The organism is Pantoea sp. ACRSC (assembly GCF_022346785.1).
In the GTDB taxonomy this organism is placed as follows: Bacteria; Pseudomonadota; Gammaproteobacteria; order Enterobacterales; family Enterobacteriaceae; genus Pantoea; species Pantoea alvi.
On record NZ_JAKRNN010000006.1, the window covers coordinates 68,301 to 92,199 of the forward strand.

At 58.3% G+C, this 23,899-nt stretch carries 20 protein-coding genes and 1 other annotated feature (1 of these 21 running past the window's edge); of the genes, 15 read left to right on the forward strand and 5 right to left on the reverse strand.

Annotated elements, in window-relative coordinates:
* Positions 1 to 18: a sequence feature (Thr leader region), on the forward strand; it begins 100 nt to the left of the window's first position.
* Between the two features lie 25 nt (positions 19 to 43).
* From thrA to thrC, 3 genes are read left to right on the forward strand one after another with little or no spacing between them, the layout of a single operon-like run.
* Positions 44 to 2,506, forward strand: a complete 2,463-nt coding sequence (thrA, locus tag MHZ97_RS08540; protein ID WP_239314328.1) for a bifunctional aspartate kinase/homoserine dehydrogenase I — start codon at positions 44 to 46, stop codon at positions 2,504 to 2,506.
* A gap of 2 nt (positions 2,507 to 2,508) precedes the next feature.
* On the forward strand, positions 2,509 to 3,438 hold the full coding sequence (thrB, locus tag MHZ97_RS08545) for a homoserine kinase (RefSeq protein ID WP_239314329.1): 930 nt from the start codon (positions 2,509 to 2,511) through the stop codon (positions 3,436 to 3,438).
* Positions 3,439 to 3,441: 3 nt separating this feature from the next.
* Positions 3,442 to 4,728 (forward strand): threonine synthase, encoded by a 1,287-nt coding sequence (gene thrC, locus MHZ97_RS08550; protein WP_239314330.1) that lies wholly within the window; start codon positions 3,442 to 3,444, stop codon positions 4,726 to 4,728.
* 80 nt (positions 4,729 to 4,808) lie between these two features.
* Here the strand turns inward: thrC and yaaA are convergent, their stop codons facing one another.
* Positions 4,809 to 5,585: a peroxide stress protein YaaA gene (gene yaaA, locus MHZ97_RS08555; RefSeq protein WP_103793894.1), complete on the reverse strand. Its 777-nt coding sequence runs from the start codon at positions 5,583 to 5,585 to the stop codon at positions 4,809 to 4,811.
* Positions 5,586 to 5,793: 208 nt separating this feature from the next.
* Here yaaA and tal point away from each other — a divergent pair, with 208 nt between their 5' ends.
* From tal to MHZ97_RS08570, 3 genes are all read left to right on the forward strand, one after another.
* A complete protein-coding gene (gene tal, locus MHZ97_RS08560) occupies positions 5,794 to 6,747 on the forward strand; it encodes a transaldolase (protein ID WP_103793895.1) in 954 nt (317 codons plus the stop codon).
* Positions 6,748 to 6,861: 114 nt separating this feature from the next.
* The gene (mog, locus tag MHZ97_RS08565) at positions 6,862 to 7,449 is read left to right on the forward strand and encodes a molybdopterin adenylyltransferase (RefSeq protein ID WP_103794038.1); all 588 of its coding nucleotides are present in this window, start codon (positions 6,862 to 6,864) and stop codon (positions 7,447 to 7,449) included.
* A 110-nt stretch (positions 7,450 to 7,559) separates the two neighbouring features.
* A complete protein-coding gene (locus MHZ97_RS08570; protein ID WP_239314331.1) occupies positions 7,560 to 8,861 on the forward strand; it encodes an MFS transporter in 1,302 nt (433 codons plus the stop codon).
* 19 nt (positions 8,862 to 8,880) lie between these two features.
* On the opposite strand, the gene MHZ97_RS08575 is transcribed toward MHZ97_RS08570, so the two are convergent.
* From MHZ97_RS08575 to MHZ97_RS08585, 3 genes are read right to left on the reverse strand one after another with little or no spacing between them, the layout of a single operon-like run.
* Entirely contained in the window at positions 8,881 to 10,179 is a 1,299-nt protein-coding gene (locus MHZ97_RS08575; protein WP_239314332.1) for a cytosine permease, read from the reverse strand.
* Between the two features lie 20 nt (positions 10,180 to 10,199).
* Positions 10,200 to 10,889 (reverse strand): LuxR C-terminal-related transcriptional regulator, encoded by a 690-nt coding sequence (locus MHZ97_RS08580; protein WP_103793898.1) that lies wholly within the window; start codon positions 10,887 to 10,889, stop codon positions 10,200 to 10,202.
* Positions 10,890 to 10,913: 24 nt separating this feature from the next.
* A complete protein-coding gene (locus MHZ97_RS08585; RefSeq protein WP_103793899.1) occupies positions 10,914 to 11,324 on the reverse strand; it encodes an N-acetyltransferase in 411 nt (136 codons plus the stop codon).
* 547 nt (positions 11,325 to 11,871) lie between these two features.
* Between MHZ97_RS08585 and dnaK the strand changes: the two genes are divergently transcribed.
* The 3 genes from dnaK to nhaA all read left to right on the forward strand — a co-directional run bounded on the left by dnaK (position 11,872) and on the right by nhaA (position 16,344).
* Entirely contained in the window at positions 11,872 to 13,785 is a 1,914-nt protein-coding gene (gene dnaK, locus MHZ97_RS08590) for a molecular chaperone DnaK (RefSeq protein WP_239314333.1), read from the forward strand.
* A 100-nt stretch (positions 13,786 to 13,885) separates the two neighbouring features.
* Positions 13,886 to 15,028, forward strand: a complete 1,143-nt coding sequence (gene dnaJ, locus MHZ97_RS08595) for a molecular chaperone DnaJ (protein WP_239314334.1) — start codon at positions 13,886 to 13,888, stop codon at positions 15,026 to 15,028.
* Between the two features lie 152 nt (positions 15,029 to 15,180).
* On the forward strand, positions 15,181 to 16,344 hold the full coding sequence (gene nhaA, locus MHZ97_RS08600; RefSeq protein ID WP_239314335.1) for a Na+/H+ antiporter NhaA: 1,164 nt from the start codon (positions 15,181 to 15,183) through the stop codon (positions 16,342 to 16,344).
* 114 nt (positions 16,345 to 16,458) lie between these two features.
* Here the strand turns inward: nhaA and rpsT are convergent, their stop codons facing one another.
* Complete coding sequence (rpsT, locus tag MHZ97_RS08605; RefSeq protein WP_033749434.1) at positions 16,459 to 16,722, reverse strand: 30S ribosomal protein S20; 264 nt, start codon at positions 16,720 to 16,722, stop codon at positions 16,459 to 16,461.
* Between the two features lie 317 nt (positions 16,723 to 17,039).
* Between rpsT and ribF the strand changes: the two genes are divergently transcribed.
* The 6 genes from ribF to dapB all read left to right on the forward strand — a co-directional run bounded on the left by ribF (position 17,040) and on the right by dapB (position 23,751).
* Complete coding sequence (ribF, locus tag MHZ97_RS08610; protein ID WP_103793903.1) at positions 17,040 to 17,963, forward strand: bifunctional riboflavin kinase/FAD synthetase; 924 nt, start codon at positions 17,040 to 17,042, stop codon at positions 17,961 to 17,963.
* Between the two features lie 28 nt (positions 17,964 to 17,991).
* A complete protein-coding gene (gene ileS, locus MHZ97_RS08615) occupies positions 17,992 to 20,811 on the forward strand; it encodes an isoleucine--tRNA ligase (protein WP_239314336.1) in 2,820 nt (939 codons plus the stop codon).
* On the forward strand, positions 20,811 to 21,314 hold the full coding sequence (lspA, locus tag MHZ97_RS08620; protein WP_239314337.1) for a signal peptidase II: 504 nt from the start codon (positions 20,811 to 20,813) through the stop codon (positions 21,312 to 21,314). Before ileS ends, lspA begins: the two co-directional genes overlap by 1 nt.
* Before the next feature lie 3 nt (positions 21,315 to 21,317).
* The gene (fkpB, locus tag MHZ97_RS08625; protein ID WP_103793905.1) at positions 21,318 to 21,788 is read left to right on the forward strand and encodes an FKBP-type peptidyl-prolyl cis-trans isomerase; all 471 of its coding nucleotides are present in this window, start codon (positions 21,318 to 21,320) and stop codon (positions 21,786 to 21,788) included.
* Positions 21,769 to 22,722, forward strand: a complete 954-nt coding sequence (gene ispH, locus MHZ97_RS08630) for a 4-hydroxy-3-methylbut-2-enyl diphosphate reductase (protein WP_103793906.1) — start codon at positions 21,769 to 21,771, stop codon at positions 22,720 to 22,722. Before fkpB ends, ispH begins: the two co-directional genes overlap by 20 nt.
* Positions 22,723 to 22,935: 213 nt before the next feature.
* Positions 22,936 to 23,751 (forward strand): 4-hydroxy-tetrahydrodipicolinate reductase, encoded by an 816-nt coding sequence (gene dapB / locus MHZ97_RS08635; RefSeq protein ID WP_239314338.1) that lies wholly within the window; start codon positions 22,936 to 22,938, stop codon positions 23,749 to 23,751.
* Positions 23,752 to 23,899: the final 148 nt, after the last annotated feature.

The following is a 23,899-nucleotide window of genomic DNA, read 5'->3' on the forward strand; positions in this document are numbered from 1 at the left end:
AGTGCGGGCTTTTTTTTCGGCGTAAATTCAGGAGAGCTTTAACATGCGAGTGCTGAAATTCGGTGGGACCTCGGTAGCGAACGCGGAACGTTTTCTTCGCGTCGCTGACATTCTGGAAAGCAATGCGCAGCAGGGACAGGTTGCCACCGTACTCTCTGCACCTGCAAAAATTACCAACCATCTGGTGGCGATGATTGAAAAGACCATCAGCTGCCAGGATGCGCTACCCAATATCAGCGACGCCGAGCGGATTTTCGACGAGCTGCTGCAGGGGCTGGCGGCGGCGCAGCCGGGCTTTGACTATGACGGTCAGAAAACGCGCGTCGACCTGGAGTTCGCCCAGCTGAAGCAGGTGCTGCACGGCATCAGCCTGCTGGGACAGTGCCCCGACAGCGTTAACGCCGCTATTATCTGCCGCGGCGAGAAGCTCTCTATCGCGATTATGGAAGCGCTGCTGCTGGCGCGCGGCCACGGCGTCACCGTGATCGATCCGGTGGAGAAGCTGCTGGCCGTCGGCCACTATCTCGAATCCACCGTTGATATCGCGGAATCGACGCGCCGCATCGCCGCCAGCCAGATCCCGCCGCAAAATATGATCCTGATGGCCGGCTTTACCGCAGGCAATGAGAAGGGCGAACTGGTGGTGCTGGGCCGTAACGGCTCTGACTACTCCGCCGCGGTGCTGGCCGCCTGTCTGCGCGCCGACTGCTGCGAAATCTGGACCGACGTAGATGGCGTCTATACCTGCGATCCGCGTCAGGTGCCCGACGCGCGCCTGCTGAAGTCGATGTCTTATCAGGAGGCGATGGAGCTCTCTTATTTCGGCGCGAAAGTGCTGCATCCGCGCACCATCGCGCCTATCGCGCAGTTCCAGATTCCATGCCTGATCAAAAACACCGCCAACCCGCAGGCGCCGGGCACCCTGATCGGCGGCGAAGGTGAGCATGACGAGAACCCGGTCAAAGGGATCACTAACCTGAATAATATGGCGATGTTCAACGTCTCCGGACCCGGGATGAAGGGCATGGTCGGTATGGCGGCGCGCGTCTTCGCCGCGATGTCGCGCACCGGCATCTCGGTGGTGCTGATCACCCAGTCCTCCTCTGAATACAGCATTAGCTTCTGCGTACCGCAGAATGAGCAGGCGCGAGCGCGCCGCGTGCTGGAAGAGGAGTTCTACCTTGAGCTGAAAGACGGGCTGCTCGATCCGCTGGGCGTAATGGAACAGCTGGCGGTGATCTCCGTGGTCGGCGACGGGATGCGCACGCTGCGCGGCATCTCCGCCAAATTTTTCTCCGCGCTGGCGCGCGCCAATATCAATATCGTCGCCATCGCGCAGGGCTCGTCAGAGCGCTCTATCTCCGTGGTGGTAAGCAACGATGACGCCACCACCGGCGTACGCGTGGTACACCAGATGCTGTTCGCCACCGATCAGGTGATCGAAGTCTTTGTGGTGGGCGTCGGCGGCGTCGGCGGCGCGCTGCTGGATCAGCTCTATCGCCAGCAGGCGTGGCTGAAACAGAAGCATATCGATCTGCGCGTCTGCGGCATCGCCAACTCGCGCGCGCTGCTGACCAACGTACACGGCATCGACCTGAGCGACTGGAAAGGGGCGCTGAGCGAAGCCAAAGAGCCCTTTAATCCTGACCGCCTCAATCGACTGGTGAAAGAGTATCATCTGCTTAACCCGGTGATTGTGGACTGCACCTCCAGCCAGGCGGTAGCGGATCTCTACGCCGACTTCCTCGGCGACGGCTTCCACGTGGTGACGCCGAACAAAAAGGCCAACACCTCGTCATGGAACTACTACCAGCAGATGCGCGCCGCCGCCGCAAAATCGCGTCGCAAATTCCTCTACGACACCAACGTCGGTGCGGGACTGCCGGTCATTGAAAACCTGCAGAATCTGTTAAACGCCGGCGATGAGCTGATTAAATTCTCCGGCATCCTCTCAGGCTCGCTCTCCTTTATTTTCGGCAAGCTGGACGAGGGCGTTTCGCTCTCTGAGGCGACAAAAATGGCGCGCGAGCTGGGCTTTACCGAGCCCGATCCGCGCGACGACCTTTCAGGTATGGACGTGGCGCGCAAGCTGCTGATCCTGGCGCGCGAAGCGGGCCATAAGCTGGAACTAGGCGATATTGAGATCGAGCCGCTGCTGCCCGCCAGCCTGAATGAGATCGCTGACGTAGAGGCGTTTATGCAGCGCCTGCCGGAGCTGGACAGCGCCTTCGCCGCGCGCGTTGCCGCAGCGCGTGACGAAGGAAAAGTGTTACGCTTCGTCGGCGCGATTGAAGAGGGCGGCCTCTGCAAAGTGAAAATTGACGCGGTCGACAGCAACGATCCGCTCTATAAAGTGAAAAACGGCGAGAATGCCCTGGCGTTTTACAGCCGTTATTATCAGCCGATTCCGCTGGTGCTGCGCGGATATGGCGCGGGCAATGATGTGACGGCGGCGGGCGTCTTCGCCGATCTGCTGCGCACCCTGTCATGGAAGTTGGGAGTTTGATGATGGTAAAAATTTACGCACCGGCCTCGATTGGCAACGTCAGCGTCGGCTTCGACGTGCTGGGCGCGGCGGTGTCGCCGGTAGACGGCACGCTGCTGGGCGACTGCGTCACGGTGGAAGCGGCGCAGCGCTTTTCGTTGCAAAACAGCGGACGCTTTGTCAGCAAGCTGCCGGACGATCCCAAAGAGAATATTGTCTATCAGTGCTGGCAGCGCTTCTGCGAAGCGATCGGTGAAGAGGTGCCGGTGGCGATGACGCTGGAGAAAAATATGCCGATCGGCTCCGGCCTCGGCTCCAGCGCCTGCTCGGTGGTGGCCGGTTTGATGGCGATGAACGAGTTTTGCGGCAGGCCGCTCAGCGATACTCAGCTGCTGACGCTGATGGGCGAGCTGGAAGGGCGCATTTCCGGCAGCGTACACTATGACAACGTCGCGCCATGCTTCCTCGGCGGCATCCAGCTGATGCTTGAGGAGAACGGCATTATCAGCCAGGCGGTGCCGGGCTTCGACGACTGGCTGTGGGTGATGGCCTATCCGGGCATTAAAGTCTCTACCGCCGAAGCGCGCGCCATTCTGCCCGCGCAGTATCGCAAAGAAGATGTGATCAAACATGGCCGCCTGTTGGCTGGCTTTATTCACGCCTGTCATAGCGGGCAGCCGCTGCTGGCCGCTAAACTGATGCAGGATGTGATCGCCGAACCTTACCGCACGAAGCTGCTGCCGGGCTTTGCCGAGGCGCGCCAGGCCGCCGTCGACACGGGCGCGCTGGGGTGCGGCATTTCAGGTTCCGGCCCTACGCTTTTCGCCGTTTGCAATCAGATGGAAACGGCGCAGCGGATGGCGGACTGGCTGCGCCAGCACTATCTGCAGAATGATGAAGGCTTCGTCCATATTTGCCGTCTTGATACGGCTGGCGCACGTAAACTGGGATAACGCATGAAACTCTATAACCTTAAGGATCATAACGAGCAGGTGAGCTTTTCGCAGGCGGTGAAACAGGGCCTGGGCTCGCAGCAAGGGCTGTTCTTCCCGCTTGAACTGCCGGAATTTGAGCTGACCGAGATCGACGCGATGCTGGAGATGGATTTCGTCAGCCGCAGCAGCAAAATTCTTTCCGCCTATATCGGCGACGAAATCGCGCCGCATCAGCTGGCCGAACGCGTTAAAACCGCCTTTGCGTTTCCCGCGCCGGTTGCAAAAGTCAGCGACGATATCGCCTGCCTGGAGCTGTTCCACGGCCCGACGCTGGCGTTTAAAGATTTCGGCGGCCGCTTTATGGCGCAGATGCTCTCCTGTGTTTCGGGCGCGGACGAGCAGATCACCATTCTGACCGCCACCTCCGGCGACACCGGCGCGGCCGTGGCGCACGCCTTTTACGGTATGGAAAACGTCCGCGTAGTGATTCTCTACCCGCAGGGCAAAATCAGCCCGCTGCAGGAGAAGCTGTTCTGCACGCTGGGCGGCAATATCGAAACCATCGCCATCGACGGCGACTTCGACGCCTGTCAGGCGCTGGTGAAGCAGGCGTTTGATGATGAGGAGCTGAAAAAGGCGATCGGCCTGAACTCCGCCAACTCCATCAATATCAGCCGCCTGCTGGCGCAGATCTGCTACTACTTCGAAGCGGTGGCGCAGCTGCCGCAGGAAAAACGTAACCAGCTGGTGGTTTCCGTGCCGAGCGGCAACTTCGGCGATCTCACCGCCGGCCTGCTGGCGAAATCGCTTGGCCTGCCGATCAAGCGCTTTATCGCCGCTACCAACGCCAATGACACCGTGCCGCGCTTCCTGCAGGGCGGCAGCTGGACGCCGAACGCCACGGTTGCCACGCTGTCGAACGCCATGGATGTCAGCCAGCCGAATAACTGGCCGCGCGTGGAGGAGCTGTTCCGCCGCAAAACCTGGCGCCTGACCGATCTCGCCTACGGCGCGGTGAGTGATGAAACGACCGAAGCGACGATGCGCGAGCTGGCGGAAATCGGCTATATCTCCGAGCCGCACGCGGCTATCGCCTATCGTCTGCTGCGCGATCAGCTGCAGGAAGGAGAGTTTGGCCTGTTCCTTGGCACGGCGCACCCGGCGAAGTTCAAAGAGAGCGTCGAGGCGATTCTGGGGCAGTCGCTGCCGCTGCCGCAGGCGCTGGCGGATCGTGCCGGGCTGCCGCTGCTGTCGCATCAGATGAGCGCTGATTTTGCGCCGCTGCGCGCGTTTCTGCTGAAGGCGTAATCGTCATCACCAGCGGCGCGCCTGTGGTCAGGCGCGCCGTTGTTATCCCCCTGAAGGCATCAAGCGGCGTCCGCCTGCGCTTATTTCTGCTCGTAACGCTTAAACACCAGCTCGTTCTCGCTGCTGCTCGCTTTATCAAAGAAGTAGCCGTCCACGTCAAACTGCTTCAGCGCCTCGGGATCGGTGAGGCGATGCTGAATAACGTAGCGGCTCATCAGTCCGCGCGCTTTTTTAGCGTAAAAGCTGATCACCTTAAACGCGCCGTTCTTTTCGTCGAGGAACACCGGCTTCACCAGACGGCCCTGCAGCTGCTTCGGCTTAATCGCCCGGAAATATTCGTCCGATGCCAGATTTATTAGCACGTCGTCGCCCTGTTCCTGCAGCGCGGCGTTAAGATGCTGCGTCAGCAGATCGCCCCAGAAGCTGTAGAGATCTTTGCCGGCCGGGCTGGCCAGCTTAATGCCCATCTCCAGCCGATAGGGCTGCATCAGGTCGAGCGGACGCAGCACGCCGTATAGGCCGGAGAGCATACGCAGATGCTGCTGGGCGAAGTCGAAATCCGCTTCGCTGAAGCTCTCCGCCTGCAGGCCGGTATAGACATCGCCTTTAAAGGCCAGAATCGCCTGGCGCGCATTGTCCGGCGTAAAGTCGGGCTGCCAGCTGTTGAAGCGTTCGGCATTAAGGTGTGCCAGCTTGTCGCTGATGCCCATAAGCGAAGCGATCTGCGCCGGTGAGAGATCGCGCGCCACCTCAATCAGCTGTTGTGATTTTTCTAACAGCGCAGGCTGGGTATAACGCTGGGTCGCCAGCGGGCTGCTAAAATCGAGCGTTTTGGCGGGTGAGATCACCATTAACATAGTCGCTTCCTCGGTTATCCTTTGTCGCTACAGGGAAAATGTCACTTGTCAGGCTGCCGAGTGTAACAAAAAAGCCGCAGCGACAGGCAAATCGCAGCCATTCGTTAGCGCTATCGTAAACGGCATCTGGCGACCTTGCGCCTCGGTTGCCGCATGATATTATCGCAACAGCCTTTTTCACCCTGACATTACATAAGAGACAACAGACATGACGGACAAACTGACCTCCTTGCGTCAACTTACCACCGTTGTCGCCGACACCGGCGATATCGCAGCCATGAAGCTCTATCAGCCGCAGGACGCCACCACCAACCCCTCTCTGATTCTTAACGCCGCGCAGATCCCTGAATACCGCAAGCTGATTGACGAAGCGATTAGCTGGGCGCGCGAGCAGAACGGCAGCAAAGATGAGCTGATCTCGCTGGTGTCGGACAAACTGGCCGTCAACATTGGTCTGGAAATTCTTAAGCTGATTCCCGGTCGCATCTCGACCGAAGTTGATGCGCGTCTCTCCTACGACACCGAAGGCAGCATCGCTAAAGCGCGCAGCCTGATCAAGCTCTACAACGACGCGGGCATCAGCAACGACCGTATCCTGATCAAGCTGGCCTCCACCTGGCAGGGCATCCGCGCGGCGGAGCAGCTGGAAAAAGAGGGCATCAACTGTAACCTGACGCTGCTCTTCTCCTTCGCCCAGGCGCGCGCCTGCGCGGAAGCGGGCGTGTTCCTGATTTCGCCGTTCGTGGGCCGTATCCTCGACTGGTACAAGAGCAACACCGACAAGAAAGAGTACGCGCCGCATGAAGATCCGGGCGTGGTGTCGGTTTCCGAAATCTACAATTACTACAAGCAGCACGGTTATGAAACCGTGGTGATGGGCGCAAGCTTCCGTAACGTCGGCGAGATCCTGGAGCTGGCGGGCTGCGATCGCCTGACCATCTCTCCGGCGCTGCTGAAAGAGCTGGCGGAGAGCGAAGGCACGGTTGAGCGTAAGCTGAGCTACAGCGGCGACGTCAAAGCGCGTCCGGCAAAGATGACCGAATCTGAGTTCCTGTGGCAGCACAACCAGGATCCGATGGCGGTGGCGAAACTGGCGGAAGGTATTCGCAACTTCGCCGTCGACCAGGGCAAGCTTGAGAAAATGATCGCTGACCTGCTGTAATCTGTTGCCGTGGCGGCCTGGCCGCCGCGGTTTTCTCTTTGCCTCACTTCTATTATCCTTCCTGCTATTCCTCTCTTGTCTTACCGCTTTGCGGTCAACCCGGGTAACAACATCATGGATACTTTACGCATTGGCCTGATCTCCGTTTCCGATCGCGCGGCGAACGGCATTTATCAGGATCAGGGCATTCCGGCGCTGGAGGCCTGGCTAACCAGCGCGCTGGCGACCCCTTTTACCACCGAAACCCGTCTGGTGCCGGATGAGCAGCCGCTGATTGAACAGGCGATCTGCGAGCTGGTGGATGAACGCTTTTGCCATCTGGTGCTGACCACCGGCGGCACAGGGCCGGCGCGCCGCGACGTGACGCCTGACGCCACGCTGGCGGTGGCCGACCGCGAGATGCCCGGCTTCGGCGAACAGATGCGCCAGATCAGCCTGCAGTTCGTGCCTACCGCCATTCTGTCGCGCCAGGTCGGCGTGATCCGCAAACAGTCGCTGGTGCTGAACCTGCCGGGACAGCCGAAGTCGATTAAAGAGACGCTGGAAGGGGTGAAAGAGGCCGACGGCAAGGTAAAAGTGCCGGGTATTTTCGCCGCTGTACCTTACTGTTTACAGCTGCTGGAAGGGCCTTATGTAGAAACGCACCCCCAGGTGGTAGCAGCATTTCGCCCCAAAAGCGCGATAAAGCAGATAAATAACTAAAATTTCGTCATTTCAGGGATAGCCTCTGGCGATGCTGGTGTAGTGAAAGATGAACGGTATAGTAAGCAGAGATTTACAAAACCACCTTTATCTCTGGAACCTCTACGCTTATGGATTCACATGCTGCCCATCGCCTGAAAGGTCAGGATTACAAAACGCTGTCGCTGGCCGCCCTCGGCGGCGCGCTGGAGTTCTACGACTTTATTATTTTTGTCTTTTTCGCCGCGGTTATCGGCGAGCTTTTCTTCCCGCCGGACATTCCTGACTGGCTGCGTCAGCTGCAAACTTTTGCCATTTTCGCCGCCGGTTATCTGGCGCGTCCGCTGGGCGGCCTGATTATGGCGCACTTTGGCGACAAGGTGGGGCGCAAGAAAATGTTCAGCCTGAGCATTCTGCTGATGGCGCTGCCGACGCTGGCGATGGGCGTGCTGCCCACCTATGAAACGGCAGGCATTATCGCGCCGCTGCTGATGCTGCTGCTGCGCCTGCTGCAGGGCGCGGCAATTGGCGGCGAAGTGCCGGGCGCCTGGGTGTTTGTGGCGGAACACGTGCCGGAAAAGCGCATCGGTTTTGCCTGCGGCACCCTGACCGCCGGACTCACGGCGGGGATCCTGCTGGGGTCGCTGGTCGCGACCGCCATCAACAGCAGCATGTCGCCGCAGACGGTCGCCAGCATCGGCTGGCGCATTCCCTTCTTTCTTGGCGGGCTGTTTGGGCTGTTGGCGATGTATCTGCGCCGCTGGCTGCATGAGACGCCGGTCTTTCAGCAGATGCAGCAGCGCAAAATGCTGGCCGATACGCTGCCGCTAAAAACAGTGCTGACCCAACACAAAGGCGGCGTGCTGCTCTCGATGCTGCTTACCTGGCTGCTCTCCGCCTGTATTGTGGTGGTGATTTTAATGGCGCCGGCGCTGATGCAAAAGCAGCACGCGATTAGCGCCGCGCTGAGTTTGCAGGCTAACTGTCTGGCAACGGTGATGCTGCTGGCAGGCTGCGTTATCGCCGGCTGGCTGGTGGACTGGATTGGCGCGGCGAAAATACTGATGGGAGGCTCGCTGCTGCTGGCGGTTTGCAGCTGGCACTTCTTCGCCAGCCAGACGCCGGATGGTGAGGGGCTCTTCTTTAACTACGGTCTGGCGGGGCTGAGCGTCGGCGTGGTAGGGGTGGTGCCCTCATTGATGGTGCGCGCCTTTCCGGCGGCGGTGCGCTTTACCGGCATCTCTTTCTCCTACAATGTCGCCTACGCTATCTTCGGCGGGCTGACGCCGATTTTTGTCACGTTAATCCTGCGCCTGACGCCGCTGGCGCCCGCCTGGTACGTGCTGGCGCTGGCGCTGGCCGGATTGCTTATCGGGCTGTGGCTTTACAGTATTGAACGGCAGGGCGCGCTGGCGAGCGATACGCGCCTGTAGCCAGGCGCGTCAGGGAAGGTTACTCGACGGCCGCTTCTTTCGGCGTAGCCGCGGCGCGCTTCATCAGCGGCGCGGTAAGCAGATAAACGAGGCAGGCGACAATAATCGAGTTGAAAACCGGCACGCCGCGCTCAACCAGCAGTCCGGTGGCGCTGCCCGCCACGCTGGCGATCAGCGCGGGCCAGCCGATAAGCCTGGAGGTCGTCGGCAGCGCGTTGCTGCCGCGGCTCTGCGCCAGCGTCTGGCGGTCGGTCTTCAGCAGATAGTAATCCACAATCATTACGCCCAGCACCGGCGGGAAGATGACGCCCAGCAGCTCAAGAAAATCCACGAAGCGATCGAGAATGCCCAGCACCGAGCAGAGCGTGCCGAGAAAACCCAGCAGCAGCGTAATCACGCTATAGCGCGGTTTAAAGCCGGTCAGCCCTTCCGTGGCGTTGGCGATGCCCAGCGCCGAAGAGTAGAGGTTGAGATCGTTGATGCGCAGGGTGGAGAAGACCACCGCGAACAGCCCCAGGGTACTGGTGGTCTGGGTAATAATGGCGATGATGTCAGAGGTATGCAGCTCTTTCGCAATCAGGATCGCCAGCCCGTTCACGCCGTACTCGCCCGCCAGAATAGTCAGCAGGGTGATGGCGAAAACGTCTTTGCCGCTGCGTGAGAAACGCGTCAGGTCCGGCGTCATCAGGCTGGCAAGAATGGCGCCGCCAATCACCATGGTAATGGCCGCGCTGACGGTAATCGCCTCTGTGGGCGCAGCCGGCGGAATGTTGCTGCCCGCCTGGCCGTGGAATGCGTGCCAGAAGATCCAGCCAACCAGCGCGATAAACAGCGGAACCGCCACGCGCGCGGTAAAGCGCAGCGCCTTAAAGCCAAAGGCGACCAGCAGCGTCAGCACCGCGCCCGACAGGGAGGCGGACTGCGCGAAGCTCAGCTTGCCGCCCAGGGCGTAGCTCAGCGACCGGGCGAAGACCGCATTCTGGATGCCAAACCAGCCAAGCAGGCTGACGGCGACCAGCAGGCCGATCAGGACCGAGCCGTGGCGGCCGAAGCCGCACCAGCGCGCCAGCAGGCTACCCGACAACCCTTCGCGCATCCCGGCGTAGCCGAGGGCGAAAGTCAAAAAGCCAAACAGCAGGCTCGCCAGGGTAATGGCGGTAAAGGCTTCGCCGAGGGTCATACTGTTGCCCAGTACGGCACCGAGCATAAACTGATCCAGCGCGGTCAGCATGCCCATATGCACGATAGCGACGCTAAGCAGCGAGAGCCTTTCGCCCGCAGGCACACGGCTTAACGGGTAGTCATCAAATTTACTCACAACAGGTTTTCCTTGCCGGTTTAAATAAAAGAGACGCCTTTGCTGAGCAGCTTCTCTGGCAGGTAGTTCTCCAGCGACTCAGCGCGGCAGTACTGCTCGAACTGTTGCAGCGAATGCACGTCAGCCTTTTGATAAAGGGTGGCGATGCGGTTGCCGATGGTTTTCACGCTGAGGTTATAAATCCTGGCGATCTCTTTGGCGCTGAATCGCCTGAGCAGCAGAAAAATCACATCCAGTTCAGCAGGGGTAAAAAGAGGGTGTTCAAGCCGGGTGGTCAGCACCGAGCTCTTTTGCGGATGAATAAAGGTCAGCGCGCTAATATTCTCTACCGGACGCGCATTCCAGATACAGCCGAGGAAGAGATTACGGTTATCAAATACCGGGTATTTTTCGCTGATAAAAGGGGTGAGATAGTTTTTTCCATACCAGTAATGGGTTTCTATCACGGCGACGCGCGTTTTTAGCGCCTGTGCTTTTTCATCGTGTTCGCAAAACTCGTCGGCGCAATCGCTCCAGGGCGTTGGGAACTCATTATCTTTTTTACCCTCGAGCAAATAGTTTTTCGGCGTGGCGGTATATAACCGTGCCGCGCTATTCATATAAAGATGTTGTGACGCCGCATCCTTAAAACCCCATGGCGTAGGTAACAGGTCCATGGTAGTCGCAAAGGCGGAAATAAAATCGTCGATACTGCGATATGGGCTGCCCATAGCGCCTCGCTGATGAGATGCGGATTATAATCTTTTTGCCAGATAATAACGGGCAAAGCGCTCTGCATAGCCTTCCTGTTCGCCGTAGACGCGGTAGCCGAGCTTCTCGTAGAAGCCGCGCGCCTGAAAGCTTAAGGTGTCCACCACCGCCATATGGCAGCCGCGGCGGCGCGCCTCTTCTTCCGCCTTTTGCATCAGCTCGCGTCCGGTGCCGTGCTTGCGATGCGACTCATCTATCCATAAATAGTGAATATCCAGCGTGCCAAACCAGGTGTGCGCCAGCAGCCCGCCCTGAATATGTTGCTCATCGTCATACAATATAACATTTAGCGGCTTCATATTGACGTCAGCGAAGCGGCTATTATGCTGCCAGAGCTGCTGAATAATATATTCTTCAGCCTGACGATCCTGAATATGGCCGATCTTTATTTCCATATAATAATGTCCATACGATAACAATATGAAAAGAGCAGATGGGTGTGAAATGCCTGGAATTCCCATTATTACCATGACGTCCGGCTGGACGCAAGAGATAAGATTACCCCTGTGAAATAAGTCGCTTAATATTATGATGGTGCCAGCTATTTGATGACTATGGCATCGCAGCTCTTCGCCGACATCAGGGAAAAATTAAAACTAATTTAGTCTGGAAATAATAACGATAATATATTTTCTTCTGCTCCTTCGCTGGGCTGACCGCTTCACACCGCACTGAATCAACAGGCAGTTCAAAGGCCGCGCAAAGCGCGGCCTTTTTCTTTGCGCTGGCGGAGAGGCGAAGCGTAACGGGTCCAGAAAAGCTGGCCCTGAAAAAAAATTTTCTTTTAACCCTTGATGCGCTTCGAAGCGGCCCCATTTAGTTGTCATCGAGCGTTGTGAGCCCGGGAAAAAAAGCGAGTAATGGCGGTTGAAAGCCAACAAAGCGCCCGCATTAAGGGTTCACAACCCAAATTGACAAAGAATTTAAGTGGGAGACGTTTAGATGGGTAAGATTATTGGTATTGACCTGGGTACAACCAACTCTTGTGTTGCGATCATGGACGGCGGTAAAGCGCGCGTGCTGGAGAATGCCGAAGGCGATCGCACCACGCCTTCAATTATTGCTTATACGCAGGATGGCGAAACTCTGGTGGGCCAACCGGCTAAACGTCAGGCGGTGACCAACCCGCAGAATACGCTGTTCGCTATCAAGCGTCTGATCGGCCGTCGTTTCCAGGATGAAGAAGTGCAGCGTGATATCAAAATCATGCCGTACAAAATTACCTCTTCCGACAACGGCGACGCCTGGCTTGAAGTGAAAGGCCAGAAAATGGCGCCGCCGCAGATCTCTGCGGAAGTGCTGAAAAAAATGAAGAAGACCGCTGAAGACTATCTCGGCGAGCCGGTGACCGAAGCGGTTATTACCGTTCCGGCCTACTTTAACGATGCGCAGCGTCAGGCGACCAAAGACGCCGGCCGTATCGCAGGTCTGGAAGTAAAACGCATTATCAACGAACCGACCGCAGCCGCGCTGGCTTACGGCCTGGATAAAGGTCAGGGCAACCGCACTATCGCGGTTTACGACCTGGGCGGCGGTACCTTCGATATCTCTATTATCGAAATCGACGAAGTTGACGGCGAAAAAACCTTTGAAGTTCTGGCAACCAACGGTGACACCCACCTGGGTGGTGAGGACTTCGACAGCCGCCTGATTAACTATCTGGTTGCGGAGTTCAAGAAAGATCAGGGCATCGATCTGCACAACGATCCGCTGGCGATGCAGCGTCTGAAAGAAGCAGCAGAAAAAGCGAAAATCGAGCTCTCTTCTGCACAGCAGACCGACGTTAACCTGCCGTACATCACGGCGGATGCGACCGGTCCGAAACACCTGAACATCAAAGTGACCCGCGCGAAACTCGAGTCACTGGTAGAAGATCTGGTTAGCCGCTCTATCGAGCCGCTGAAAGTTGCGCTGCAGGATGCGGGACTCTCTGTTTCTGACATCAACGACGTGATCCTGGTCGGTGGTCAGACCCGTATGCCGATGGTGCAGTCCAAAGTGGCTGAGTTCTTCGGCAAAGAGCCGCGTAAAGACGTTAACCCGGATGAAGCGGTGGCCGTAGGTGCTGCGGTACAGGGCGGCGTGCTGGCGGGCGACGTCAAAGACGTTCTGCTGCTGGACGTGACCCCGCTGTCGCTGGGTATCGAAACCATGGGCGGCGTGATGACCTCGCTGATCAGCAAGAACACCACGATCCCGACCAAGCACAGCCAGGTCTTCTCAACGGCTGAAGACAACCAGTCTGCCGTGACCATTCACGTGCTGCAGGGCGAGCGTAAGCGTTCAAGCGATAACAAATCGCTGGGTCAGTTCAACCTGGACGGCATTCAGCCTGCACCGCGCGGCATGCCGCAGATCGAAGTTACCTTCGATATCGATGCGGACGGCATCCTGCACGTTTCAGCGAAAGACAAGAACAGCGGTAAAGAGCAGAAGATCACCATCAAAGCCTCTTCCGGCCTGAACGAGGACGAAATCGAAAAAATGGTTCGCGATGCAGAAGCGAATGCTGAATCGGATCGTAAGTTCGAAGAGCTGGTGCAGACGCGCAACCAGGGCGATCAGATTGCGCACAGCACCCGCAAACAGCTGGAAGAAGCGGGCGATAAACTCTCTGCCGACGACAAAGCGCCAATCGAGTCCGCGCTGAGCGAACTGGAAACCGCGCTGAAAGGCGAAGACAAAGAGGCGATCGACGCTAAGATGCAGGCGCTGATGCAGGTTTCCAGCAAGCTGATGGAAGCGGCTCAGCAGCAGGCACAGGCTGGCGGCGCTGATACAGCCGACGCTTCTGCGAAGAAAGATGACGACGTGGTCGACGCTGAATTCGAAGAAGTGAAAGATAACAAAAAATAATTGCCCCTGACCGGGCGCGACGGTTGGCCTGACAGCCGTTGAAACCAGCACGGGCGTAGGAGATCTCTCCACGCCCGTGCGAGCATGTTAAGGGCTAAAAATGGCAAAGAGTGACTACTACGAGATTTTAGGCGTCTCCAAATCCGCCGACGAGCGTGAAATTAAAAAGGCGTATAAGCGCCTGGCGATGAAGTATCACCCCGACCGCAATCCGGGTGACAAAGAAGCGGAAGCCAAATTCAAAGAGGCGAAGGAAGCCTACGAAATCCTGACCGACGCGCAGAAGCGCGCGGCCTACGATCAGTACGGTCATGCGGCGTTTGAACAGGGCGGCATGGGCGGCGGTGGATTTGGCGGCGGCTTTGGCGGCGGCGGCGCGGACTTCAGCGATATCTTTGGCGACGTCTTCGGCGATATCTTTGGCGGCGGTCGTCGTCAACGCGCAGCGCGCGGCGCCGATTTACGCTACAACATGGAGCTGACGCTGGAAGAAGCGGTGCGCGGCGTGACCAAAGAGATCCGCATCCCGACGCTGCAGGAGTGCGACGTCTGCCACGGCAGCGGCGCCAAAGCGGGCTCTCAGCCGCAAACCTGTCCGACCTGCCATGGCGCAGGCCAGGTGCAGATGCGTCAGGGCTTCTTTACCGTGCAGCAAGCCTGTCCGACCTGTCACGGTCGCGGCTCGGTGATTAAAGATCCGTGCAACGCCTGTCATGGCCATGGACGCGTCGAGAAGTCGAAAACCCTGTCGGTGAAAATCCCCGCAGGCGTCGATACCGGCGACCGCATTCGTCTTAGCGGCGAAGGCGAAGCTGGCGAGCAGGGCGCGCCGGCTGGCGATCTCTACGTTCAGGTCTCGGTGAAGAAACACCCGATCTTCGAGCGCGAAGATAACAATCTCTACTGCGAAGTGCCGATCAACTTTGCTATGGCGGCGCTGGGCGGCGAGATCGAAGTGCCGACGCTGGATGGACGCGTGAAGCTGAAAGTCCCGGCGGAAACCCAGACCGGCAAGCTGTTCCGCATGCGCGGCAAAGGCGTGAAATCGGTGCGCGGCGGCGCGGTCGGCGATCTGCTGTGCCGCGTGGTGGTGGAGACCCCGGTCAATCTGAACGAGAAGCAGAAAAAGCTGCTGCGCGATCTGGAAGAGAGTTTCGGCGGTCCTACCGGCGAGAACAACAGCCCGCGTTCGAAAAGCTTTTTCGACGGCGTGAAGAAGTTCTTCGACGATCTGACTCGCTGAACTGCCTGCTCATAAAATCAAGCCAGCGCTCTGCCGCTGGCTTTTTTTTGCCCCTCCTCGGACGATTAACGCCGCTCGCTGGCTCATCCCTTTTCACAACCTGTTATCATTGTTCGCCTGTACGCTTTTTTGTTTTCTGGGAAGGATAACGCGTGAATATCAGGCTAAAAAAATGGCTTAACAATGATGCCACCAGCGGCGTGGTGCTGATCCTGGCGGCTGCGCTGGCGATGTTTCTGGCGAATAACGGCGAAACGCAGCAGGCCTATCAAAACCTGCTGGCCGTGCCGGTCGAGTTCCGCTTCGGTTCGCTCGATATCAGCAAGAACCTGCTGCTGTGGATCAACGACGCGTTGATGGCGCTCTTCTTTCTGCTGGTGGGCTTAGAGGTCAAGCGCGAGATGGTGATGGGCGCGCTGGCAAAGCGCGAGCAGGCGATTTTCCCGCTGATAGCTGCGCTGGGCGGCATGCTGATGCCGGGGCTGCTGTTTCTGGCGTTTAACGGCGCGGATGCGGCTACGCGCAGCGGCTGGGCGATTCCTACCGCTACCGATATCGCCTTTGCGCTGGGCATCCTCGCGCTGCTGGGCAGCCGCGTACCGCCAGCGCTAAAAATCTTCCTGATGGCGCTGGCAATTATCGACGACCTGGGCGCGATCGTGATTATCGCGCTCTTCTATACCAGCGACCTGTCAATGACGGCGCTGGGCGTCGCCGCGCTGGCCATTGTGGTGCTGGCGGCGATGAACCTGCTGAACGTGCGCAACACCGGGCTCTATCTGCTGGTCGGCATGGTGCTGTGGACCGCCGTGCTGAAGTCGGGTGTACACGCGACGCTGGCGGGCGTGGTGGTGGGCTTCCTGATCCCGCTGAAAAAGCAGGAGGGACACTCACCGGCTATTCATCTGGAGCATGCGCTGCATCCCTGGGTGCGCTGGCTGATCCTGCCGCTGTTCGCCTTCGCCAACGCGGGCGTGTCGCTGGAGGGCATTCACGCAGGGGATATCTTTTCGCTGCTGCCGCTGGGGATAGTGGCGGGGCTGCTGATTGGCAAGCCTGTGGGCATTACGCTCTTCTGCTGGCTGGCGGTAAAGTTCAGGCTGGCGACGCTGCCGCAAAATACTCGCCTGGCGGATATCGCCGCGGTCGGGGTGCTGTGCGGCATTGGCTTTACCATGTCGATTTTTATCGCCTCGCTGGCCTACGGCGAGAGCAATCCGCAGCTGATTACCCTGGCGAAGCTGGGTATTTTGCTGGGGTCGATTTTGTCTGCGGTGGCGGGCTACGTGATTCTGGGGCGACGTCTGGCGCGCTGAACCTTTACTTCTGGCAGGCGTCTGCGTCAGGCGCTTGCCTGGGGCAGGCGCTTAACGGAGGCGAAAAAAAACCGGCTAAGCGCCGGTTCTTTTTACAAAGCGATAAACAAAGGCTTACGCCATTTTGTTGATCTGAGCAGTCAGGTTTGCTTTATGACGTGCAGCTTTGTTTTTGTGGATCAGACCTTTAGCAGCCTGACGGTCCACGATCGGTTGCATTTCGTTAAATGCGTTCTGCGCAGCAGCTTTGTCGCCAGCTGCGATCGCCGCGTATACTTTCTTAACGAAAGTACGCATCATAGAACGACGGCTCGCGTTATGCTTGCGACGTTTTTCAGATGTTACGGCGCGTTTCTTAGCTGATTTGATATTAGCCAAGGTCCAACTCCCAAATGTGTTCTATATGGACAAATCAAAGGCCGAGGACTATGCCTTTTGAGCCTTCTTTTGTCAATGGATTTGTGCAAATAAGCGTCGTTTTACAAACCACGCCCGGTTACGTAATTGATGGCGCAAGATTCTACCAGCTTCCCCTCTTTGAATACAGCCTTTCGCAACAAAATTCTCTGATAAGCGGGCGGCGCGCGTCAGGCCCCGATAAATGGCGCGTTCTGCGCAGGAAAGGTGTGGCTACGGGTTAACCTTAGCCGGTTTCAAGGGTATAATCCGCCGATTTCCACCGGTTTGAGTCAGCCATGAAGTTTATCCGCGGTATTCATAATCTAAACGAGCAGCATCGCGGCTGCGTCCTGACCATTGGTAACTTCGACGGCGTCCATCGCGGCCATCAGGCGCTGATGGCGCGCCTGTGCGAAGAGGGACGAAAACGCCAGCTTCCGGTGATGGTCATGCTGTTCGAGCCGCAGCCGCTTGAGCTGTTTGCCGGAGATAAAGCGCCAGCGCGTCTGACGCGCCTGCGGGAGAAGCTGAAGTATCTGGCGGAGGCGGGCGTGGATCAGGTGCTGTGCGTGCGATTTGACCGCCGCTTTGCCGCGCTGTCGGCGCAGTGCTTTATCACCGATCTGCTGGTGGATAAGCTGGGCGTCAGATACCTGGCGGTGGGGGATGATTTCCGCTTTGGCGCTGGTCGTCAGGGCGATTTCCTGTTATTACAGAAGGCGGGTGCCGAGTACGGCTTTGACGTCGTCAGCACCGAAACCTTCTGCGACGGCGGCAAGCGAATCAGCAGCACTGCCGTGCGTCAGGCGCTGGCCGATGACGACTTAGCGCTGGCGCAAACGCTGCTGGGCCATCCTTTCAGTATCTCTGGCCGCGTCGTGCACGGCGATGCACTGGGACGCACCATCGGTTTTCCCACCGCGAACCTTCCTTTACGCCGCATCGTCTCGCCGGTGAAAGGCGTTTATGCGGTGGAGGTGCTCGGCCTGGGCGCGCCCGTTCCCGGCGTCGCCAATATCGGCACGCGGCCGACGGTAAAAGGATTGCGCCAGCAGCTTGAAGTTCACCTGCTTGACATCAATATCAATCTGTATGGAAAGCACATTGATGTGGTGCTGAAGCATAAGATACGTAACGAGCAGCGCTTTGCCTCACTGGAGGCGTTGAAAGAACAAATTGCGAAAGATGTGGTAACCGCCCGGCGCTTCTTTGGGCTTTAACCCCGCAAAATACGGAAACGAGAATCTGATGAGTGACTATAAATCTACCCTGAATTTGCCCGAAACGGGGTTCCCGATGCGCGGCGATCTTGCCAAACGCGAGCCGGGAATGCTGCAACGCTGGTATGATGACAACCTGTACGGCATCATCCGCGAAGCCAAAAAAGGGAAAAAAACCTTTATCCTGCATGACGGCCCTCCCTATGCCAACGGCAGCATTCATATTGGTCACTCAGTTAACAAGATTCTGAAAGACATTATCGTTAAGTCGAAAGGCATGGCGGGCTTCGACTCGCCTTACGTGCCGGGCTGGGACTGCCACGGTCTGCCCATCGAGCATAAGGTCGAGCAGATGATCGGCAAGCCGGGCGAGAAGGTGACACCGGCGGAATTCCGCGAAGCGTGCCGCAAATATGCCGCGGAGCAGGTTGAAGGCCAGAAGACGGACTTTATCCGTCTCGGCGTGCTGGGCGACTGGGAACGTCCCTACCTGACGATGAACTTCCAGACCGAAGCTAACATCATCCGCGCGCTGGGCAAGATCATCGACAACGGCCATCTGCACAAGGGCGCGAAGCCGGTGCACTGGTGTCTGGACTGCCGTTCCGCGCTGGCGGAAGCGGAAGTCGAATATTATGACAAAACCTCGCCCTCTATCGACGTGATGTTTAACGCGGTAGAGAGCGACGCGGTGCGCGCGAAGTTCGGCGACGCGCCGGTCAACGGCCCGATTTCGCTGGTGATCTGGACGACGACGCCATGGACCATGCCGGCAAACCGCGCTATTTCACTGCATCCGGAATTTGACTATCAGCTGGTGCAGATTGACGGTCGCGCCCTGATCCTCGCGAAAGAGCTGGTGGAGAGCGTGCTGAAGCGCGCTGGCGTCGAGCAGTGGACCGTACTGGGCGAATGCAAAGGCGCGGCGCTGGAGCGTCTGACCTTCCAGCATCCTTTCCTGGTCAATATTCAGTCGCCGGTGGTGCTGGGCGAACACGTTACCCTCGAGGCCGGTACCGGTGCCGTGCACACCGCGCCGGGCCACGGTCCGGATGACTATGTCATCGGCCAGAAGTATGGCATCGAAGTGGCTAACCCGGTCGGCCCGGACGGCACCTATCTGCCGAGTACCTATCCGACCCTCGACGGCCTGAACGTCTTTAAAGCCAACGACGTTATCGTTGAGCTGCTGAAAGAGAAGGGCGCCCTGCTGCATGTGGAAAAACTGCTGCACAGCTATCCGCACTGCTGGCGTCATAAAACGCCGATCATCTTCCGCGCTACGCCGCAGTGGTTTATCAGCATGGATCAGAAAGGGCTGCGCGCGCAGTCGCTGAAAGAGATCAAAGGCGTGCAGTGGATCCCGGACTGGGGTCAGGCGCGCATCGAGTCGATGGTTGCCAACCGTCCAGACTGGTGTATCTCTCGTCAGCGCACCTGGGGCGTGCCGATGGCGCTGTTCGTGCATAAAGAGACCGAGCAGCTGCATCCCGACACGCTGGCGCTGATGGAAAAAGTGGCGCAGCGCGTGGAGCAGGACGGCATTCAGGCGTGGTGGGATCTCGATCCGCGCGATCTGATGGGCGACGACGCTGACAACTACGTCAAAGTACCCGATACGCTGGACGTCTGGTTCGACTCCGGCTCTACCAGCTATGCGGTCGTTGATGCCCGTCCGGAGTTCGGCGGCCACGCTGCTGATATGTATCTGGAAGGCTCCGATCAGCATCGCGGCTGGTTTATGTCCTCGCTGATGATCTCTACCGCGATGAAGGGCAAAGCGCCTTATCGCCAGGTGCTGACCCACGGCTTTACCGTGGATGGTCAGGGCCGCAAGATGTCCAAGTCGATCGGCAACACCGTTTCGCCGCAGGACGTTATGAACAAGCTGGGCGCGGATATTCTGCGTCTGTGGGTCGCCTCGACCGACTATTCGGGCGAAATGGCGGTCTCCGACGAGATCCTGAAACGCTCTGCCGACGCCTATCGTCGTATCCGCAACACCGCGCGCTTCCTGCTGGCTAACCTTAACGGCTTCAACCCTGAAAGCGATATGGTGGCGCCGGAAGAGATGGTGGTGGTGGATCGCTGGGCGGTCGGCCGCGCGCAGGCGGCGCAGGCGGATATCATCAAATCGTATGAAAACTACGATTTCCACGAAGTGATTCAGCGTCTGATGCAGTTCTGCTCGGTGGAAATGGGCTCCTTCTATCTGGATATCATCAAGGATCGCCAGTACACCGCGAAGGGCGACAGCCTGGCGCGCCGCAGCTGCCAGAGCGCGCTGTGGCATATCGCCGAGGCGCTGGTGCGCTGGATGGCGCCGATCATGTCCTTTACCGCTGATGAAATCTGGGGCTATCTGCCGGGCAAACGCGCGCAGTATGTCTTTACCGAAGAGTGGTATGACGGCCTGTTCGGCCTGTCGGCGGATGAGGCACTGAACGATGCCTTCTGGGCGGAGCTGCTGAAGGTGCGTGGCGAAGTCAACAAAGCTATCGAGCAGGCGCGCAGCGACAAGCGTATCGGCGGCGCGCTGGAAGCCACGGTAACGCTCTACGCCGATGCGGAGCTGGCGGCGAAGCTGCAGGCGCTGGGCGATGAGCTGCGCTTTGTGCTGCTTACCTCGGGCGCAACGGTGGCAGACTACGCGCTGGCAAGCGAAGAGGCGCAGCAGAGCGAGCTGGTAAAAGGTCTGAAAATCGCGCTGCATAAAGCGGAAGGCGAGAAATGTCCGCGCTGCTGGCACTACACTACCGACGTCGGCCAGAACCCGGAGCATCTTGCCGTGTGCGGACGCTGTTATACCAACCTGGCCGGCAACGGCGAAGAGCGTAAATTTGCCTGATGCGTAAACCTATTCTCTCAACCGGCTTACGCTGGGTATGGCTGGTGCTGGCGGTGATCCTGGTCGATTTCGCCAGCAAACAGTGGGTGATGAACAACATGATGCTGCATGAAACGCAGCCGCTGATGCCGTTCCTCAACCTGTTCTACGCGCACAACTATGGCGCGGCGTTCAGCTTCCTGGCGGATAAAGGCGGCTGGCAGCGCTGGTTCTTCGCCGGCATCGCCATCGCTATCGTGGTGGCTCTGCTGGTGATGATGTACCGCAGCCGCGCCAGCCAGAAAATCGTTAATATCGCCTACGCGCTGATTGTCGGCGGCGCGGCGGGCAACCTGTTCGATCGTGCCTGGCACGGATTTGTCGTCGACTTTATCGACTTCTATATCGGTGACTGGCACTTCGCCACCTTTAATATCGCTGACTGCGGCATCTGTATCGGTGCCGCGTTAGTGGTGCTGGAGGGCTTTCTCAGCCCCGCTGGCAAACAGGCAAAACAAGGGTAAGACATGACAGTCTCTGTAGAGCGCGACAGCGCGGTGCTGCTGCATTTCACGCTGAAGCTCGAGGATGGCTCCGTCGCAGAGTCGACGGCAGCGTCCGGCAAACCGGCGCTGTTCCGCCTGGGCGACGGCAGCCTTTCCGCCGCGCTGGAGCAGGAGCTGCTGGGGCTGAAGGCAGGCGACAAGCACGCCTTTACGCTGGAGCCGGAAGCGGCGTTCGGTGCCGTCAGCCCGGACCTGATCCAGTACTTCTCGCGCCGCGACTTTGTTAATGCGGGCGAGCCGGAAATCGGTGCCATTATGCTCTTTACCGGCATGGGCGGCAGCGAGATGCCCGGCGTGATCCGCGATATCTCCGGGGATTCTATTACCGTGGACTTTAACCATCCGCTGGCCGGTCATCAGGTTCACTTCGATATCGACGTGCTGGAAATCGATCCGGCGCTGGAGGCAAACGATGCAAATCCTGCTGGCTAACCCGCGCGGCTTCTGCGCCGGCGTCGATCGCGCCATCAGCATTGTTGAGCGTGCGCTGGAAATGTACGGCGCGCCTATCTATGTGCGGCATGAGGTGGTGCATAACCGCTACGTGGTAAACAGCCTGCGCGAACGCGGCGCGATCTTTATCGAAGAGATTGCGGAAGTGCCGGATAACGCCATTCTGATTTTCTCGGCGCACGGCGTATCGCAGGCGGTGCGCGCCGAGGCGAAGGCGCGCAGCCTGACCATGCTGTTCGACGCCACCTGTCCGCTGGTGACCAAAGTCCATATGGAAGTGGCCCGCGCCAGCCGTAAAGGGGTGGAGGCGATCCTGATTGGCCATGCGGGTCATCCAGAAGTGGAAGGCACCATGGGGCAGTACAGCAACCCCAACGGCGGCATGTATCTGGTGGAGTCGCCGGAAGATGTGTTTAAGCTGCAGGTAAAGGATGAGAGCAATCTCTGCTTTATGACGCAGACCACGCTGTCGGTTGATGACACCTCAGACGTGATCGATGCGCTGCGCGCACGCTTCCCGGCGATTATCGGCCCGCGCAAAGATGATATCTGCTACGCCACCACCAACCGGCAGGAAGCGGTGCGCGTGCTGGCGCGCGATGCGGAAGTGGTGCTGGTGGTTGGCTCGAAGAACTCCTCAAACTCCAATCGCCTGGCAGAGCTGGCGCAGCGCGCCGGCAAGCTGGCGAAGCTGATCGACTCTGCGGACGACATCCAGGAAGAGTGGGTGAAAGGCATCAAGTGCATCGGCGTAACCGCTGGCGCATCGGCGCCCGATATTCTGGTGCAGCAGGTGATCCAGCGCCTGCGCGAGCTGGGCGGCGAAGCGGCCATTGAGCTGATTGGACGCGAAGAGAACATCGTGTTTGAAGTGCCGAAAGAGCTGCGCGTCGAGGTGCGCAACGTGCAGTAACTCTGCGCTATCTGCTTGCTGAAAGGCCGACGAGAGTCGGCCTTTTTTATGGGCTAAGGAATGCGTTCCAGTCAGCGGAATTGCTTTTACTGATAATCGGTAAGCGCTACCCTGAAATTCTAATTATCCCCGATTAGTAGTGGCGCGTCTGTTAACTGACCGTTAACCTGATTGCGCTTTGCATGCATAGTTTTGTATCAGGAATGAATAAATATGAGTAATTACCGCATTGCCATCGTGGGCGCGTCAGGCCGTATGGGGCGCAATCTGATTCAGGCGACGCAGCAGGCGGAGGGCGTCGAGCTGGGCGCCGCGCTGGTGCGTCCAGGCTCCTCGCTAATCGGCAGCGACGCCGGTGAGCTGGCCGGGCTGGGAAAAAACGGCGTTATCATCACCGACGATCTGCGCAGCGTGATGGATGATTTCGACGTGCTGGTGGATTTCACCCGCCCTGAAGGCACGCTGCACTATCTGGCGCTGTGCCGCGAGTACAACAAGGCGATGGTAATCGGCACGACCGGCTTCGACGACGCGGGCAAAGCGGCGATCCAGGCAGCCGCTGCCGACATCGGCATCGTATTCGCCGCCAACTTCAGCGTTGGGGTCAATCTGGTGCTGAAGCTGCTGGAGAAAGCAGCGAAGGTGATGGGCGACTATGCCGATATCGAAATCGTTGAGGCGCATCATCGTCACAAAGTCGATGCGCCTTCCGGCACGGCGCTGGCGATGGGCGAAGCGATTGCTGACGCCATGAACTGGGATTTGAAGGATCGCGCCGTCTACGCGCGCGAAGGCTATACCGGCGAGCGCAAGCCGCAGACCATCGGTTTTGCCACGCTGCGCGCCGGCGACATCGTCGGCGAGCATACCGCGATGTTTGCCGATATCGGCGAGCGCGTAGAGATAATCCACAAGGCTTCCAGCCGCATGACCTTCGCTAATGGCGCGGTTAAGGCGGCACTGTGGCTAAAAGAGGCGAAATCCGGGCTTTATGATATGCGAGACGTGCTGGATTTATCGATGCTGTAAATGTTGTGAACCATCGTGATGTGGTTATTTCAATCAGTAACGCATTGATTGAGCAGGGCGATAGCGTTATCGCCCTATGTTTTTTTTGCTAAAATAAGCCTTTCATTGTCATACCGGTTTAAAGGGCAGAAAATAGCATCTTTTCTTT